The sequence below is a fragment of the Neptunicoccus cionae genome (assembly GCF_002860325.1).
GTDB lineage: Bacteria > Pseudomonadota > Alphaproteobacteria > Rhodobacterales > Rhodobacteraceae > Amylibacter > Amylibacter lutimaris.
The window spans coordinates 87,863-102,864 of record NZ_PKOJ01000006.1; the positions used below are offsets into that span (position 1 = coordinate 87,863).

Genomic DNA, 15,002 nt, shown 5'->3' on the forward strand with positions numbered 1-15,002 from the left:
GTTTCAGGCATAAGCCAGATTACGGCCGTTTCGCTGATCGAACAGCAGTACTTTATCCGCTTTCCAGCCAAAGCGAACCGCGTCATCCAGCGCGACTTTCATCTGTGCGGAGACTGTCGCGTGCAGACGGTTCTGCCCCACGTCGATGGTCAGGATTTTGATAACGCCGTGATCTTCCACGTCAAACACACGCCCCTCGACCGGAGCGCCACTTTCCAGCACGAGATCTTCGGGGCGCACACCGAATTTGAGCGGCTGCCCTGCGGCGGCACCACCCGCTGTCACGGGCAGGCTGAACCCTTCGCTGATACGGGCTTGTCCGCCCTCCAGCGTGCCGTCCACTAGGTTCATCGGCGGTGTCCCAACAGAACCGGCCACAAAAGTATTCAAAGGCTTATTGTAGATTTCCGAAGGCGTGCCCACCTGCACCAGCTTGCCCTTGTTCAATACACCCACCTTGTCGCCCATAGACATGGCCTCTATCTGGTCATGGGTCACAAACACAAAAGTCGCGCCCAGCTCGTTGTGCAGCTTCTTCAGCTCCACCCGCAACACATCCCGCAGGTTGGCATCAAGGGCTGAAAGCGGCTCGTCCATCAGGAACACGCGGGGTTCGCGCACAATGGCCCGCCCGATCGAAACGCGTTGCATCTCGCCGCCAGAAAGGCGTTCCACCTTGCGATCCAGCAAACGGGTGATTTGCAGGGTTTCCGCCGCTTTTTCCACTCGCTCCTTGATCTGTTCGGGCGTGAAATTCTGAGTACGCGATTTCAGAGGAAACTCCAGATTGCCCCGCACTGTCAGCCGCGGATAGAGCGAGTATTGCTGCAAGACCAGCGCTACATCCCGCTGCGCCGCATTCCAGTTGGTCGCATCCATCCCATCGATCAGAACCTTGCCGGAATCCGGTACCTCCAACCCTGCAATCACTCGCAGGGTTGTGGTTTTGCCCGCACCCGTCTGGCCCAGAAGGACGAAAAACTCACCATCCTTGATTTCCAAATCCAGATCGCGCAGCGCACGATTGGGACCAAAGCTTTTGTTGATCCCCTGAAGTGTAATATCGGCCATCAGTTCGCCCCTCTTAAATTCAAACCGGACGCCCCGTCAAAGAAATGGGCCTGCGCCGGATCAATATTCACAAACACCTGCTGGCCTTCCCGCGCGACATAGCCGCTTTCAGTGCGGGCCCGCAGAACAGTTTCCCCAACAAGGACATCCACAATGTCATGGCTGCCAAGCGGTTCGATGTTACTGGTTTGCGCAAGGAAATACCCCTCTCGTTGCTCGTGGGACAGTAGTACCGCTTCGGGCCGCACGCCGAGCGACACCGCCTGCCCTGTATTGCGCACATGATTGATCAATTGTTCGGGGAAATGGAAACCGGTCTCGGCCCCTCCGATATGAACCGAAGAATGGCCGTTTACACCGGAAAACTGCGCCTCGTGAATGTTCATCACCGGACTGCCGACAAATTTCGCCACAAACGCATTGGTTGGATGCAGGTAGACCTCTTCCGGTGCGCCGACCTGTTGCAGCACGCCATCATGTAAGATCACAATGCGATCTGCCAGCGACATGGCTTCGACCTGGTCGTGGGTCACATAAACCGAAGTCGACCCCCGCGCGATGTGCAGGCGTTTGATTTCCGCGCGCATCTGCTCGCGCAGCTTGGCATCAAGCACACCGAGCGGTTCGTCCATAAGCAACGCCTTGGGACGCCGCACCAGCGCACGGCCAATCGCCACACGCTGCATGTCCCCGCCGGACAGCGCGGAAGGTTTGCTATCCAGATGTTCGGTAATTTGCAGAACTTCTGCGACTTCTGTCACCGCCTTTTCACGGTCAGCCGCGCCCATACGTACGGCGCGCAACGGAAAGGAAATATTCTCGCGCACGGTCATATGCGGGTAGAGCGAGAAGGACTGGAACACAAAGGCAATATCGCGGTCGGCGGCCTTTTTGTGCTGCATCTCCACCCCGTCGATCAGGATCTGGCCGGAAGTTACAGTCTCCAGCCCCGCAATCGCCCGCAGTGCCGTTGTCTTACCACCGCCGGACTGGCCGAGCATGACAACAAACTCTCCGTCTTCAATTGTCAGATCCAGATCTTTAAGCACCTGATTGGCGCCGAAAAATTTCTGGACATTGCGCATGTCAATCTGTGCCATCAGACGATCCCCCCGTCCTTGTAGGTTCCCTTTTCGCGAACGTCGTCAGGCTCATCCCCTTGCAGTTCCAGCACATCGGCACTTTCCTCGACGAAATCATCCTGCACCGGAGCGTCAGGACTGATTTTCGATGTCACCAGAAAGGCGATCAGTCCGAACAGCGTCATGGTCAGCCCGTAGCGGTGAAAAAACTCGCTCCAGGGTTGGCAGAGCGCGATAATCCCGAGGATCATCAGCGTCTGCGCACCGGGGGCCAGAAAGCGGTAGTTCAGTTCTCGAAAACTCATTTGCGGATTGCTCCAAAGGACATGCCACGCAGCAGGTGATTGCGCAGAAGGAAGGTAAAAATCGCCACGGGGATCAGGAACAGGAAAGTCCCTGCCGCAATCACGGTCCAGTCCGGCAGACCGGAACCGACCTGTGACGGAATATAGGGCGGCGCGGTCTGCGCGTTGCGGTTGGTCATGATCAGCGCAAAGGCGTATTCATTCCACGCGGTGATGAAACAGAACACCGCAGTCGCTGCCATCCCTGTCAGGGCTTCGGGCAGAACCACTTTGAAGAAGGCCTGTATGCGGGTGTAGCCATCTACAAGGGCGGCTTCTTCGTATTCGCGGGGGATTTCGTCGATAAATCCCTTCATTATCCAGACCGCAAAGGACAGGTTGAAGGCAGTATAAAGGATGATCAGGCCCATATGGGTGTCGTTCAACCCAACCACACGGTACATCAGAAACATCGGGATCGCGACCACGACGGGCGGCAGCATCCGCGTTGAAAGGATGAAGAACAGCCAGTCATCCTCTCCGGCGACCTTGAAGCGGCTGAACCCGTAGGCTGTCAACGTCCCCATGCCAACCGCCAGTATGGTGGAGATCACAGACACAATAAGCGAGTTCTTGAACCGGTCGCCATAGCCGGAGGAGCGAACCTCGCCGGACTTGCGGTTGCGCACGACCTTCTCGCCACCGTCATAAACCATTTTCTCCCACCAGGGGGCAGTGTCGTATTCTTCCTGCGTGGGCTGTTCGCGAAGCTGGCTGCGTTTAGTGAACAGTTTCACAAAGGGCGCAACAGTGGGTTCGTAAACAACGGTCGGCGGAATTGTCGTCGCCAGATTACGGGGTTTGAATGCTGTGGCCGCAATCCAGTAAATCGGGGTCAGCATAATAATCAGGGCAACAAACACAGCGGCAATCGCGGTGCGGTTGGTCCATTTTTCTGCAGTCGTCTGAACGCCGGCCATATTAACGCGCCTTCACTTTGTTGAGGTATTTCACATAGATATTGGTAATCGCCACCACCATGATCAGCACGATATAGGCAAATGCCGAAGACATGCCGGTCTGCCATTCCTGAAACGCCATCTTGTACAGGCGGATCGCAATCAGTTCTGTTGTGGGCTGGGACGACAGCACATAGGCCAGATCAAAGGTCTTGAAGGCCTCCATCGTGCGGAAGATGATCGCAATCATCAGGATCGGTGCCACCAGCGGTAAGGTGATGCGGAAAAATGTGTAGATATTGCCTGCACGGTCAATCTCGGCAGCCTCGTACAGATGTTTTGGCACCGCAGACAGACCCGCCAGTGATAGCAGCATCACAAAGGGCGACCACATCCAGATATCAACAATGGCAATTGCCCAAAGCGCCATATCCGGATCGGCGAGCCACTCGAACTTACCCAGTCCCAGAAAGTAGTTGATGATCCCGAAGTTCGGATCATAGAGCAGTTTCCAGAACAGCCCAACAACGGCCATGGACAGCATCATCGGCAGCAACAGAAGCGTGGTGATCAGCCCTTTGGCGGGAATTGCGCGGTTGAGCAGCATGGCAAGGCCAAAGCCGACAACCACCTGCCCCGTCACGGAAATCAGCACGTATTTTGCAGTGATCGAAAAGTTCTTCCAGATAAACGGATCATTCAGCAGGTCGCGGTAGTTTTGCAGACCGACAAATTTCGCCGGCGCATTTGTCGAGGCGCGGAAATCCGTAAAGGAATAGCCAAGCGAATACAGAAGTGGAAAGATATTGAATATAATCAGAAAGGCGATTGTCGGGATTATAAACAGGTTGCGGATCGACAGGTCGCTAAGCCCTCTGGAGGCCGCCTGAGAGTTCGGGTCAAGCCGGGTCATATTATTCGTCGGCACGGGGCGTTCCTTCTTCGCTCGTTCTAATCAAAGGGTCGGTGGTCTGGTAACAAGGGGCGCCGCAGCGCCCCCGTTTATCATTCCGAAGGCACGCGGGTTTACTGGCCGCGACCGTATTTCTTGAAGGTGGCTTCCCAGTCAGCCGCCAGCGCATCAAGCGTTTCCTTGGCTGTACCTTCGTCACCCACGATGAACGGATAAAGACGTTGGTTGGCAGAGGTCAGCAGTTCCGCAAATTCAGGAACAGCCCAGAAGTCCTTCACCTTGAACATGGTCTGGTAAAACGCCTCGTTGTAAGGTGTCGCCTGACGGAATTCATCAGATTCAAGCACCGCAGCACTAGCGGTATACCCACCGAGTTCAGCCCAGCGTTTCTGGGTCTCGTCCTTGATGAACCACTCAAGGAAATCCATCGCCATGTCCTGGTTTTCAGAGTATTTCACGACTGAAATGCCCTGACCGCCAAGCGCGGCAAACTGATCACCGTCCGGTCCGGCCGGATTGGCAAAAAAGCCGGTATGGGCTGCATGGGGGTTGGTGGCCTCATTCAGAAGAGCGGGGAAAAAGGCGAAATAGTTCATCGACATGGCCACAAGGCCCTCGGTGATCGCCTGGTTGTTTTCTACAAAGAAAGTCTTGGCCCAGCCCGGAGGCGTGTAGCTGTACAACTTCTTGTAGTTCTCCAGCGCGGCAACTGCCTTGTCACTGTTCACATAGCCGTCAACTTCATAGGTTTCAAAGTTGCCCAGTTCCGCACCGTAAGAGAAGATCGCGTTCTCGACTCCCATGACCATCGCATCGTAGCTGTTGTCGGTATAGATCGCGATGCCGTAGCGGTCTTCGTCGGGGCGGTGGAAGAATTCGGCAATGTCGGTCAGTTCAGCCCATGTTTTTGGCGGGGCAAGATCATAGCCGTATTTGGCTTTGAACGCTTCCATTTCAGCCGGATCCTCGAACCAGTCCTTGCGGTAAGACCAGCCGACAGCATCGCCTTCGGCAGGAATGGCCCAGTATTTGCCTGAGTTTCCGGGATATTCGGCATAATATTTCACCGTTGCCGGCGCCATCACTTCACCCAGATTATGCTCCTTGAAGAAATCCGTCAGATCGACGTAATGGCCGCCCTCGGAAGCTGCGCCAAGCCATTGGCTATCGCCAACGATCATGTCATAGGCACTGCCACGGGCGTTGAATTCTGTGAAAGCCTTGGTCTGGAAATCTGCCCATGGCGTCGTTTCCACGGTCACAGAAATACCGGTTTCCTCTTCATACTCGTTAACAAGCTCTTGCAGGAAGTTCGCAGGATCCCACTCGGCCCAGAAGATCACCAGATCTTCCGCTGCGGCAGATGTCGCCATCAAGGCCGAAAGCGCAGCCCCCGCTAGCATTCCACTTAATTTACGTTTCATTAGTTTTCCTCCCAAATATGCAGTTTCGTCCGGCTTTGCTGCTGCCGGCCTTAATTCTCCATTTGCCCTGTTCCGCCGCACTCCCATGTACCGGCAACAAACAGGGGTATTCGTCTCCTGTGTTACTTTTGGTAATACCAGTTAAGGGATTAAGTCAAGAAATTGTTTTTGATCACCCCCGGCGGCAACTCCGCCTTAAAACACGGCAAAATACCTATATTTTATTTGTAAAATACAATATCACACCACTCCTATCACGTAGTTTCTCAAAAAATAGGGCTTTACGACTCGCTCCGATTTTGCCCATTCTGGCCGGACCAGATTGGATTCACAGGGAAGAAGACACGCGGAACGGGCGTGGCCCTTGCGGGAACTATTCATGGTTGAAACGGGAGGGTTTCAATTGTCCAAACTTTATCTAGTCGGAACTTTCGACACGAAGTCCGAAGAACTCGATTATCTTGCCGTTCTGCTCCGGCGCGGCGTTCTTCCTGTTGTCACTGTGGATCTCTCCACCCGCCCTGAAACAGATAGGGCCGATTTCTCTGCCCGTGATGTGGCGGCCTGCCACCCCAAAGGCGCAGAGTACGTTCTTGGCGGCAGCGACCGTGGCCATGCGGTTCATGCCATGGGGGAAGCTTTCGCGCGATTCTGTTCCACACGACAGAAAGATATCAGCGCGATAATCGGGATCGGCGGAGGTGGTGGCAGTGCTATGGTCTGCGAAGGGCTGCGCGCCCTGCCCTACGGCCTTCCGAAAATTCTCGTCAGCACGCTCGCTTCGGGTGATATGGCCCCCTATATCGGCAGTTCCGATACCATCGTCATCCCGTCCGTAACTGATCTTGCCGGACTGAACCGGCTCAGCCGGAACATCCTGCACAATGCAGCACAAGCCCTGCTCGGAATGACGGCAAGCCCCTACCTGCGCCCGATTGTCGAAAAGGATTCGCTCGGGCTGTCCATGTTCGGCGTCACCACCCCCTGCGTCACACAGATCACCGCACAGATGAAGCAGGTTTACGATTGCGTCGTGTTTCACGCCACCGGCACCGGCGGACGGACATTAGAGAGCTTGCTGGACAGCGGCTATCTGTGCGGGGTCATGGATATGACCCTGACGGAAATAGCCGACGAACTGGTGGGCGGCGTTCTCCCTTCCGGTGCAGCGCGGCTTGACGCCGTGGCCCGCGCACGACAGCCTTGGGTCGGTGCGCCTGGTGCAGTGGATATGGTGAATTTCTGGGCTCCTGAAACCGTGCCGGAGAAATTCGCGGACAGGCTGTTTTACAACCACAACGCCAATGTCACGCTGATGCGCACCACGCCGGACGAAAACGAACAGATCGGCGCGTGGATTGCTGCGAAACTGAACAAATGCCGCGGGCCGGTGACATTGCTGATCCCCGAAGGCGGGGTTTCCGCGCTCGACATCAAAGATGGACCGTTTCACCACCCCGAGGCCAGCGCCGCGCTTTTTGACACGCTTGAAGCGAGATTCAAGCAAACCGCACAGCGTAAACTCGTCCGCCTGCCCCACCATATCAATGATCCTGCGTTTTCGGCAGCCGCCGTGGACGCTTTCCATTCCCTGCAACAGGACCACTAACCCATGCCCTACATTGACCGCGCTAGTATTCTTGAAAATTTCAATAGGATGATCGCAGAAAACCGCCCCATCATCGGCGGGGGGGCCGGTACCGGCCTGTCGGCCAAATCCGAAGAAGCCGGCGGCATCGATCTGATTATCATTTATAATTCGGGTCGATACCGCATGGCTGGGCGCGGCTCGGCAGCGGGATTGCTTGCCTATGGCAATGCAAATGAAATCGTGAAGGAAATGGCCGTCGAAGTCCTGCCCGTCGTTAAACACACGCCGGTTCTGGCGGGGGTAAACGGCACTGATCCCTTCATATTGATGCCGCAGTTTCTGGCCGAACTGAAGGCCATGGGCTTTTCCGGTGTCCAGAACTTCCCCACCATCGGGCTATTTGACGGCATGATGCGCCAAAGCTTTGAGGAAACCGGAATGGGGTTCGGACTGGAAGTGGATATGATCCGGCAGGCCCATGAGACAGACCTGCTGACCACCCCTTATGTGTTCAACCCCGACGAGGCCATCGCCATGACCAAGGCCGGCGCAGATATCATCGTGGCCCATATGGGGGTTACAACTGGCGGCGCAATCGGCGCAACTTCGGCCAAATCACTGGATGACTGCGTGGCCGAAATAGATGCCATTGCTGCTGCTGCCCGCTCTGTACGCGAGGATGTTATCATCCTGTGCCACGGCGGACCGATCAGCATGCCCGATGACGCTGCCTATGTGCTGAAACATTGCGAGTGCTGCCACGGGTTTTACGGCGCCAGCAGCGCCGAACGCCTGCCTGCGGAAACCGCCATCCGCGACCAGATCAAAGATTTCAAATCCATCGACATTACATCAAAAGGATAACCCACATGAGCGAAACCGACAAATATTTCACCTATCCCGATGACGTGGACAACTTCGGGTTTGACTGGGGTCGTCTGGCACTGACCACCGCACCGGAAGTAAACGGCGCCTCGCAATTCTCCGCCGGCGTTGTCTTTGTACCACCCGGACAGGGCCATTCCCGCCACAACCACCCCGGCGCAGAAGAGATCATCTTTGTGATCAGCGGCACCGGCGAACAGATGGTTGAAGACGAAAGCGGCCATCCCGACACTCGCAAGGTCAGCGCAGGTTGTACAATCTTCGTGCCCGAAAGCCGCTTTCATTCGACGCTCAACACCGGCGACGTGCCAATGCAACTGTTCGTGGTCTATTCCCCCACCGGACCGGAAAAAATGCTGCGGAACGCGCCAGATTTCCGCATCATCGCGAAAGAAGAACTCAAGGCAGGCTGACATGACGAAACCCGATCTAGACTACAGTTTTTCCCATCTTGACGATTTGATGGATGATGCAGGGCTTGATGCACTGTTGGTCACGTCGAAACACAACGTCCGCTACCTGCTCGGGGGCTATCAGTTCATCTTTTTCTCGGCCATGGATGCGATCGGCCACAGCCGGTATCTTCCGGTATTTGTCTACATCAAGGGCGCCGTCGACAAGACCGCCTATGTGGGCAACAGGATGGAAGGCGGCGAGCATGAGAACCATCCTTTTTGGCCAGAGCATATCTATACAATGTCATGGACCAGCGTAGATTCCACACAACAGGCGCTGGAGCATCTGGCGCGAATGGGGGTTAATGCGGGGCGGATCGGGGTGGAACCCTCTTTTCTGCCAATGAACGCCGCAGCGCAAATCGCGCAGGATATGCCGCAAGCCACTTTGCACGACGCAACAGCGGTACTGGAAGAGTTGCGTGCAGTGAAAACGGAGCGGGAACTTACACTGCTGCGGCAGGCATCGGAGTCCATCACCGATGCAATGCAAGCCACCATTCGCGGTGCCAAAGCCGGCGACAGCAAGTTCGAGATTATCGAGCGTCTGCGCCAAGAAGAAACCAGACGCGGGCTGATGTTTGAATACTGCCTGCTGACTCTAGGCAGCAGCCACAATCGCGCGGCGTCGAACCAGACATGGGCAGAAGGCGAAGTGCTGTCGATTGATTCAGGCGGCAACCTGGACGGCTATATCGGAGACATCTGCCGCATGGGGGTGCTTGGTACTCCGGACAACGAACTTCAGGATCTTCTTGCCGAAGTAGAGGCCACCCAACAGGCCGCTTTCGCCAAAATCCGCGCCGGTGCAACAGGGGCAGAGGTGATCGCCGCCGGAGAAGCCTGCCGCAAAACGCAGAAAAACGCCGCCTGCACCGATTTCTTTGCCCACGGCATGGGGCTGATCAGCCACGAAGCACCGTTCCTGATGACAAACCACCCTGTCGCCTATGAAAACCGTGACGCGGATAAACCGTTGCGCAGCAACATGATCCTGTCGGTAGAGACCACCATGCTCCACCCCAAAAGGGGCTTTATTAAACTGGAAGACACGCTTTGCGTCAAAGACGACGGCTATGAATTGTTCGGCAGCGAAGGGCGCGGCTGGACGATCGGAAACAGCTAAGGCCCAAAACGCTCTTTTTGGGAAAAATATCCTCAGGGGGCGCGGGGGCAGAATGCCCCCGCTCAGGGGATCACAGCTCTGATTTACGCTGTTTGATCATATTGCGCGCGATCACAAGCTGCTGGATCTGGGTTGTCCCTTCATAGATCCGGAACAGCCGCACATCACGGTAGAACCGTTCGATTGCATATTCAGACATATAGCCCGCCCCACCGTGAATTTGCACCGCGCGGTCCGCAACCCGTCCGACCATCTCACTGGCATACATCTTGCAACAGGCCGCATCCGTGGTAACAACTTCGGCGCGGTCCTTGGCGCGGGCGGTTTCCAGCACCATGCAACGGGCGGCAAAGGCTTCGGCGCGGCTGTCCGCCAGCATGGCCTGAACCAGCTGGAATTCGGCAATCGGCTGGCCGAACTGCTTGCGCTCCATCGCATAATCCAGACTGTCCGCAATCAACCGCTCTGCCGCGCCGACGCAAACCGCAGAGATATGAAGCCGCCCGCGATCCAGCACCTTCATCGCAGTGCGGAACCCCTGCCCCGTTCTTTCGCCCAGCACCGCAGAGGCAGGCACGCGGCAGTCCTCAAAGATTACATCACTGGTCAGCGATCCCTGCTGGCCCATCTTTTTATCCACAGGCCCGATGCTCAGGCCCGGTGTGCCGGCCTCTACCAAAAAGGCGGTAATACTGCCCTCAGAGTTGTCCGGGTCTTCGGTGCGGGCAAACACAGTGAACAAGCCGGCATGGGGCGCATTGGTGATGTAGCGTTTGGTCCCATTCAGGATGAAATCATCCCCGTCGCGCCGTGCCGAGGTACGCAGGGAGCGGGCATCCGAACCGGCCTCCGCTTCGGTTAGGGCGAAAGAGGCAATCATCTCTCCACTGGCCAGTTTGGGCAGATAGTGCTCTTTTTGCGCATCAGTCCCGTCCATGATCAGCCCCTGCGACCCGATCCCGTTATTGGTCCCGAGCAGCGAACGGAACGCAGGAGAGGTTTTACCCAACTCGAAAGCCAGATTGACCTCTTCTTCCATATCAAGGCCCAACCCGCCAAAGGCTTCGGGAATAGAAAGACCGAACAGCCCCAGTTCGCGCATCTCCGCGCGGATGTCTTCCGGGATCGTATTGGTCTCTGCGACCTCGTCTTCACGGGGCACCAGTCGTTCGCGAACAAAACGTTGCAGCGTGGATTTCAACAGGTCGAAAGTTTCTGGGTCTAGCGCCATAGGGTCCTCGGTTGGTCACAGTTCGCCGCAGCATCCGGCAGCACAGCGGGTGTAGCACCCCCGCTTCCCGACTGGCCAGAAGTTTGAGCCTGCTCCACGCCCCTGCCGCGAATGACGCAGCGCCACGCGAAAAGCCCGCAGCATCAAGTTGCGGGCTTTGGGGAGGGTTCGATTATTCGGGCGGGAGGTTACCCGTCATAATCAAGATTGAATTTTTCAACGCCAATAGAAGCGCCGATACCGGTTGTGCCCGAGAAAGCGGCCGGTTGCAGGGCAAACGAACGGTCCAAACCACCGATCAGCACGTGGCCACCACCACCAGCGCCCAGAGAAGCATCCGCTGTGGCACCTATAAAGTTACCTTCCAGACCACCTGCTTCAAGACCGGATGTCGGTGCAAAGACGTACCATACCATGGTCTCGACTTTCTCTGCCGTCAGGTCGACACCAACTTTGGTGGCAGTACCTGTGTAGCTCTCTACATTGCCGGTTTCAGCAGAAGTATAGGAACAATCGAACTTCGCTTTGGAAAAGACGATCAGGTTTTCACGATCTTCCTGCACGCAGGTCAACTCACCTACCTGCACTTTGTTGTCCCAGTTCAGCGGGGCCTGCAGTTCGGTCTTTGTGGACGCTTCAGCTGTTCCTTCTTCAGCTACAGCAGCGAACGGCAGAGCTGCGGCCATCAGGGTTGCGGCGGCTGTCTTGGTAAAAGTGCGTGTCATATCGTTTCCTTCTTTTTTGCAAATTATCTGCTACAGCGAGGTAACGTGTGCAGCCCCTAAAGGTTCCGAAAGCAGGAGCAAAGAAATTTACAAAGCAGCTGCGGCAGGCGGAATACCTCCGACTTCAACAGGTGGATTTTAAGTGCTTTCCTTAAACGACCTAATGTGGCATAAGCATTTTGTGAGCCGTATTTCACACGTTCCGTTCTTCTTCTTTGTTGCAGACGCCGGTACCGACTTGAGACCCGACTGCACCAAACCACCGCATTCTGTGGGTGGTATATACTTAGGAGAATTACGATGGCTAATGGCACCGTAAAATGGTTTAACGCAACTAAAGGTTTTGGCTTTATCGAGCCTGAAGCCGGTGGCGCAGATGTGTTTGTACACATTTCTGCTGTTGAACGCGCAGGTCTTTCCGGCCTGAACGACAACGACAAAGTAACATACGAAATCGAACAAGGCCGCGACGGTAAATCCTCCGCAGGCCAACTGGCGATGCAAAACTAAATCGCTTGGGCGGCATTGACTGCCCTATTGGTTTCAAACGCCCGCAGATCTGACTTGCGGGCGTTTTTTTGTGCCGGTCAGTCTGCGTTCCGACAAAACCGCTTAGGGATCAGCCGACAAATTCAACGCACAGTGCCGTTCCGCCGACATTGGAAGTTTCCCGAAGCTTGCTCCCCAATTGCGCAGCGGCAGCTGACATAAGCATTTCTCCAAGACCCGTGTCCCGTGTCTCGCCCACCGTCGTATTATTACGACCCACGCCATCATCACGACAGGTCAGCTTCAAATGGCTGTCGTCCACCCGCTCCAGAATGATATCCACCTGCCCCGAACGGTTATCCGGAAAGGCATGTTTGATCGAATTCGCAAGAAATTCGCTGGCGATCATGCCGATAGCCGAAGCTTTCTGGGAAACCAGCTGGGTTTCCACGCTTTGCACGTTCACCGCCACATTATCAGGAGCGACGTCTTTCAGTAGCGTGCCCACCTTTTCAAGATAGCCCCGCGCCTCCAGACTGTTGCTGCCTTCACGCCCCATCAACTCGCTATGCAGGGACGCAACCGATCCAATTCGCCGCTCGATCAGGCGCAGCACGTCCAGGGACTGAGGATCTGTAATCTTGCGTGACGCCACACGAGTGATTGAGGCAATGGTCTGAAGTGAGTTCTTGACGCGGTGATCCATTTCGCTGCGCAGAGCCGCCTCGGTACGCAAACGCTTGCGCAGTTCCAACTGTGTCACGACCTGTTTTGAGAGGGTTTTCAATGCCTGACGCTGGAAATCGGTCAACTTGCGGGGTTTTGTATCCAACACACAAAGCGTACCTACCGGCATCCCGTTGGGTGCTACCAGATTGGCCCCCGCATAGAAATTCACCCTCGGATCGTTGATGTGTAACGGATTATCCACCGTGCGCCGGTCAGCAGACATATCTTCGACTTCCAGATAATCCTGTTCAAGAATGGCGTGCGCGCATACCGACTGATCCAACGGCGTCTCTTCCGGCTCGAACCCGACACGCGCCTTGAACCACTGGCGATTGTCATCCACAAGACTGATCAGGGAAACCGGCACATCACAGATATTCGAAGCCAGTTCGACAATATCATCAAAATCGACCTCGGCTTCCGTATCAAGAACCTTATAGGCTTGGAGGGTATCAAGGCGTTTATCTTCTTGGGGGTGCTTGTCTGGTATAATCGAATTGTTCCTCAGCAGATATTTGGTCTTGGGGCATTGTCGGTCGGCCTTTCAAAGACCATCTAGGCCGCCGACACAATTCTGCCACAATATTTAGCCTCTTTAAGCAAGAGAAGTACTATTTTCCAGCTTTCCTTCCAAAACCAACTCTCCCATGACGGGCATTTCTAACAGCGTAGGGGTTGTGTTGAAAGCAAAGCGCCGTCGGAGGCCCCGTGGTTAAATCAGGAACTCGGCAATCGCAGCATCATTGGTGATGTCCCGCAAATCAAATCCTTCCGCATTGATACGACGATCAAGCGCAATGAAGTTTTCGGGATCATCGGTTTCAATCCCGATCATTACCGTTCCGAAGTTGCGGGCAGACTTCTTAAGATATTCAAAGCGCGCAATATCGTCTTTGGGGCCAAGCAAGCCGAGGAAATCCTTCAAAGCTCCGGGGCGTTGAGGCAGGCGCAGGATGAAATACTTCTTAAGCCCAAGAAATTTCTGCGCCCGCTCCTTTACCTCCGGCAACCTTTCGAAATCAAAATTGCCACCGGAGGTCACACACACGACCGTTTTACCTTTGATCTGGTCGGCAATATCGGCCAGCACGTCGATGGATAACGCCCCTGCCGGTTCCAGAACGATTCCTTCGATGTTCAGCATTTCGATCATCGTCGTGCACAGCCGGTCCTCTGACACAGGATAAACCTGATCTGGTGAACAGTGTTTCAGCGCTTCAAAATTGCGGTCTCCAATCCGTGCAACGGCGGCCCCGTCCACAAAATTATTTACTTTTGGCAATGTCACTTGTGCCCCCTGCTGCAAGGCAGCCTTCAGGCTTGCCCCGCCGGCCGGTTCGGTGAACACCAGTTCCGGCGCGTCCGTTTTTTCACTGTAATATCGAGTGATGCCCGCAGACAGCCCCCCGCCACCAACAGGCAGCACCACCAGATCGGGGCAAACGGACATTTCTTCATCGATTTCCACTGCAACTGACGCCTGTCCCTCGATGACATCATCATCGTCAAACGGAGACAGGAAGCGAGCAGATTTTTCCGCACAATAGGCTTGGGCCTGAGCCAGTGTATCGTCGAAATAATCTCCGCTAAGAATGATTTCCACGTTACTTCCGCCGAAAATACGTGTTTTTTCAATCTTTTGCGCAGGCGTCGTCACTGGCATGAAGATCACGCCCTGCACGTTGAAATGATTGCAGACAAACGCCATGCCCTGCGCGTGGTTGCCTGCGCTGGCACATACAAAGGTCTTTTGATCGGGGTTCTGGACCAAAGCCTTGTTCAAAGCATTGAACGCCCCGCGAATTTTGTAGGATCGCACGGGCGAGAGATCTTCCCGCTTGAGGTAAATCTCTGCCTCGTATTTTGCTGACAAATGCGCGTTATGCTGCAAGGGGGTCTGTGCAAACAGGCTACGCATCTCTGCGCAGGCCCGCTGTGCCGCGTCGCGAAAATCGCTCATGATAGCTGTCCTTTATCCTGTTCGCGTCTTAGCGCAACAGGGAGTTCAGGGCCAGAGCGGTTCACCCGATCTTGAGCG

The 15,002-nt window shown here is 55.3% G+C and carries 15 protein-coding genes; 5 read left to right on the plus strand and 10 right to left on the minus strand.

What is annotated here, in order from left to right; translation table 11 throughout:
* Nucleotides 1-3: 3 nt before the first annotated feature.
* From C0U40_RS14385 to C0U40_RS14410, 6 genes are all read right to left on the minus strand, one after another.
* Entirely contained in the window at nucleotides 4-1,071 is a 1,068-nt protein-coding gene (locus C0U40_RS14385) for an ABC transporter ATP-binding protein (RefSeq protein WP_101656507.1), read from the minus strand.
* Nucleotides 1,071-2,171, minus strand: a complete 1,101-nt coding sequence (locus tag C0U40_RS14390) for an ABC transporter ATP-binding protein (RefSeq protein ID WP_101656508.1) — start codon at nucleotides 2,169-2,171, stop codon at nucleotides 1,071-1,073. Before C0U40_RS14390 ends, C0U40_RS14385 begins: the two co-directional genes overlap by 1 nt.
* Complete coding sequence (locus C0U40_RS14395) at nucleotides 2,171-2,458, minus strand: hypothetical protein (protein WP_101656509.1); 288 nt, start codon at nucleotides 2,456-2,458, stop codon at nucleotides 2,171-2,173. Before C0U40_RS14395 ends, C0U40_RS14390 begins: the two co-directional genes overlap by 1 nt.
* A complete protein-coding gene (locus C0U40_RS14400) occupies nucleotides 2,455-3,417 on the minus strand; it encodes a carbohydrate ABC transporter permease (protein WP_101656510.1) in 963 nt (320 codons plus the stop codon). The genes C0U40_RS14395 and C0U40_RS14400 overlap by 4 nt, the downstream gene beginning before the upstream one ends.
* Before the next feature lies 1 nt (nucleotide 3,418).
* On the minus strand, nucleotides 3,419-4,324 hold the full coding sequence (locus tag C0U40_RS14405) for a carbohydrate ABC transporter permease (RefSeq protein WP_069299272.1): 906 nt from the start codon (nucleotides 4,322-4,324) through the stop codon (nucleotides 3,419-3,421).
* Nucleotides 4,325-4,422: 98 nt separating this feature from the next.
* Nucleotides 4,423-5,733 carry an ABC transporter substrate-binding protein gene (locus tag C0U40_RS14410; protein ID WP_101656511.1) on the minus strand — a complete coding sequence of 437 codons (1,311 nt, stop codon included), beginning with the start codon at nucleotides 5,731-5,733 and terminating at the stop codon, nucleotides 4,423-4,425.
* Between the two features lie 403 nt (nucleotides 5,734-6,136).
* Between C0U40_RS14410 and C0U40_RS14415 the strand changes: the two genes are divergently transcribed.
* From C0U40_RS14415 to C0U40_RS14430, 4 genes are read left to right on the plus strand one after another with little or no spacing between them, the layout of a single operon-like run.
* Nucleotides 6,137-7,342 carry a Tm-1-like ATP-binding domain-containing protein gene (locus tag C0U40_RS14415; protein WP_101656658.1) on the plus strand — a complete coding sequence of 402 codons (1,206 nt, stop codon included), beginning with the start codon at nucleotides 6,137-6,139 and terminating at the stop codon, nucleotides 7,340-7,342.
* A 3-nt stretch (nucleotides 7,343-7,345) separates the two neighbouring features.
* Complete coding sequence (locus C0U40_RS14420) at nucleotides 7,346-8,188, plus strand: phosphoenolpyruvate hydrolase family protein (protein WP_101656512.1); 843 nt, start codon at nucleotides 7,346-7,348, stop codon at nucleotides 8,186-8,188.
* A gap of 5 nt (nucleotides 8,189-8,193) precedes the next feature.
* Nucleotides 8,194-8,622, plus strand: coding sequence for a cupin domain-containing protein (locus C0U40_RS14425; RefSeq protein ID WP_101656513.1), 429 nt, complete (start codon nucleotides 8,194-8,196; stop codon nucleotides 8,620-8,622).
* Nucleotide 8,623: 1 nt separating this feature from the next.
* Nucleotides 8,624-9,790 (plus strand): M24 family metallopeptidase, encoded by a 1,167-nt coding sequence (locus C0U40_RS14430; protein WP_101656514.1) that lies wholly within the window; start codon nucleotides 8,624-8,626, stop codon nucleotides 9,788-9,790.
* Nucleotides 9,791-9,860: 70 nt separating this feature from the next.
* Here the strand turns inward: C0U40_RS14430 and C0U40_RS14435 are convergent, their stop codons facing one another.
* Both C0U40_RS14435 and C0U40_RS14440 read right to left on the minus strand, forming a co-directional pair.
* On the minus strand, nucleotides 9,861-11,021 hold the full coding sequence (locus C0U40_RS14435; protein WP_101656515.1) for an acyl-CoA dehydrogenase family protein: 1,161 nt from the start codon (nucleotides 11,019-11,021) through the stop codon (nucleotides 9,861-9,863).
* 188 nt (nucleotides 11,022-11,209) lie between these two features.
* Nucleotides 11,210-11,746: a DUF992 domain-containing protein gene (locus tag C0U40_RS14440; RefSeq protein ID WP_101656516.1), complete on the minus strand. Its 537-nt coding sequence runs from the start codon at nucleotides 11,744-11,746 to the stop codon at nucleotides 11,210-11,212.
* Between the two features lie 300 nt (nucleotides 11,747-12,046).
* Here C0U40_RS14440 and C0U40_RS14445 point away from each other — a divergent pair, with 300 nt between their 5' ends.
* Nucleotides 12,047-12,256 carry a cold-shock protein gene (locus C0U40_RS14445; RefSeq protein WP_101656517.1) on the plus strand — a complete coding sequence of 70 codons (210 nt, stop codon included), beginning with the start codon at nucleotides 12,047-12,049 and terminating at the stop codon, nucleotides 12,254-12,256.
* Between the two features lie 109 nt (nucleotides 12,257-12,365).
* Here C0U40_RS14445 and C0U40_RS14450 read toward each other — a convergent pair whose 3' ends face one another.
* Both C0U40_RS14450 and ilvA read right to left on the minus strand, forming a co-directional pair.
* Nucleotides 12,366-13,475 carry a histidine kinase dimerization/phosphoacceptor domain -containing protein gene (locus tag C0U40_RS14450; RefSeq protein WP_353616045.1) on the minus strand — a complete coding sequence of 370 codons (1,110 nt, stop codon included), beginning with the start codon at nucleotides 13,473-13,475 and terminating at the stop codon, nucleotides 12,366-12,368.
* Between the two features lie 201 nt (nucleotides 13,476-13,676).
* A complete protein-coding gene (gene ilvA, locus C0U40_RS14455) occupies nucleotides 13,677-14,924 on the minus strand; it encodes a threonine ammonia-lyase IlvA (RefSeq protein ID WP_101656519.1) in 1,248 nt (415 codons plus the stop codon).
* Nucleotides 14,925-15,002: the final 78 nt, after the last annotated feature.

Excerpts from the sequence above, each read along its gene's own strand:
- C0U40_RS14385 (WP_101656507.1), bottom strand. The coding sequence starts at position 1,071 with ATGGCCGATATTACACTTCAGGGGATCAACAAAAGCTTTGGTCCCAAT.
- C0U40_RS14390 (WP_101656508.1), bottom strand. The coding sequence starts at position 2,171 with ATGGCACAGATTGACATGCGCAATGTCCAGAAATTTTTCGGCGCCAAT.
- C0U40_RS14395 (WP_101656509.1), bottom strand. The coding sequence starts at position 2,458 with ATGAGTTTTCGAGAACTGAACTACCGCTTTCTGGCCCCCGGTGCGCAG.
- C0U40_RS14400 (WP_101656510.1), bottom strand. The coding sequence starts at position 3,417 with ATGGCCGGCGTTCAGACGACTGCAGAAAAATGGACCAACCGCACCGCG.
- C0U40_RS14410 (WP_101656511.1), bottom strand. The coding sequence starts at position 5,733 with ATGAAACGTAAATTAAGTGGAATGCTAGCGGGGGCTGCGCTTTCGGCC.
- C0U40_RS14420 (WP_101656512.1), top strand. The coding sequence starts at position 7,346 with ATGCCCTACATTGACCGCGCTAGTATTCTTGAAAATTTCAATAGGATG.
- C0U40_RS14425 (WP_101656513.1), top strand. The coding sequence starts at position 8,194 with ATGAGCGAAACCGACAAATATTTCACCTATCCCGATGACGTGGACAAC.
- C0U40_RS14430 (WP_101656514.1), top strand. The coding sequence starts at position 8,624 with ATGACGAAACCCGATCTAGACTACAGTTTTTCCCATCTTGACGATTTG.
- C0U40_RS14435 (WP_101656515.1), bottom strand. The coding sequence starts at position 11,021 with ATGGCGCTAGACCCAGAAACTTTCGACCTGTTGAAATCCACGCTGCAA.
- C0U40_RS14440 (WP_101656516.1), bottom strand. The coding sequence starts at position 11,746 with ATGACACGCACTTTTACCAAGACAGCCGCCGCAACCCTGATGGCCGCA.
- C0U40_RS14445 (WP_101656517.1), top strand. The coding sequence starts at position 12,047 with ATGGCTAATGGCACCGTAAAATGGTTTAACGCAACTAAAGGTTTTGGC.
- ilvA (WP_101656519.1), bottom strand. The coding sequence starts at position 14,924 with ATGAGCGATTTTCGCGACGCGGCACAGCGGGCCTGCGCAGAGATGCGT.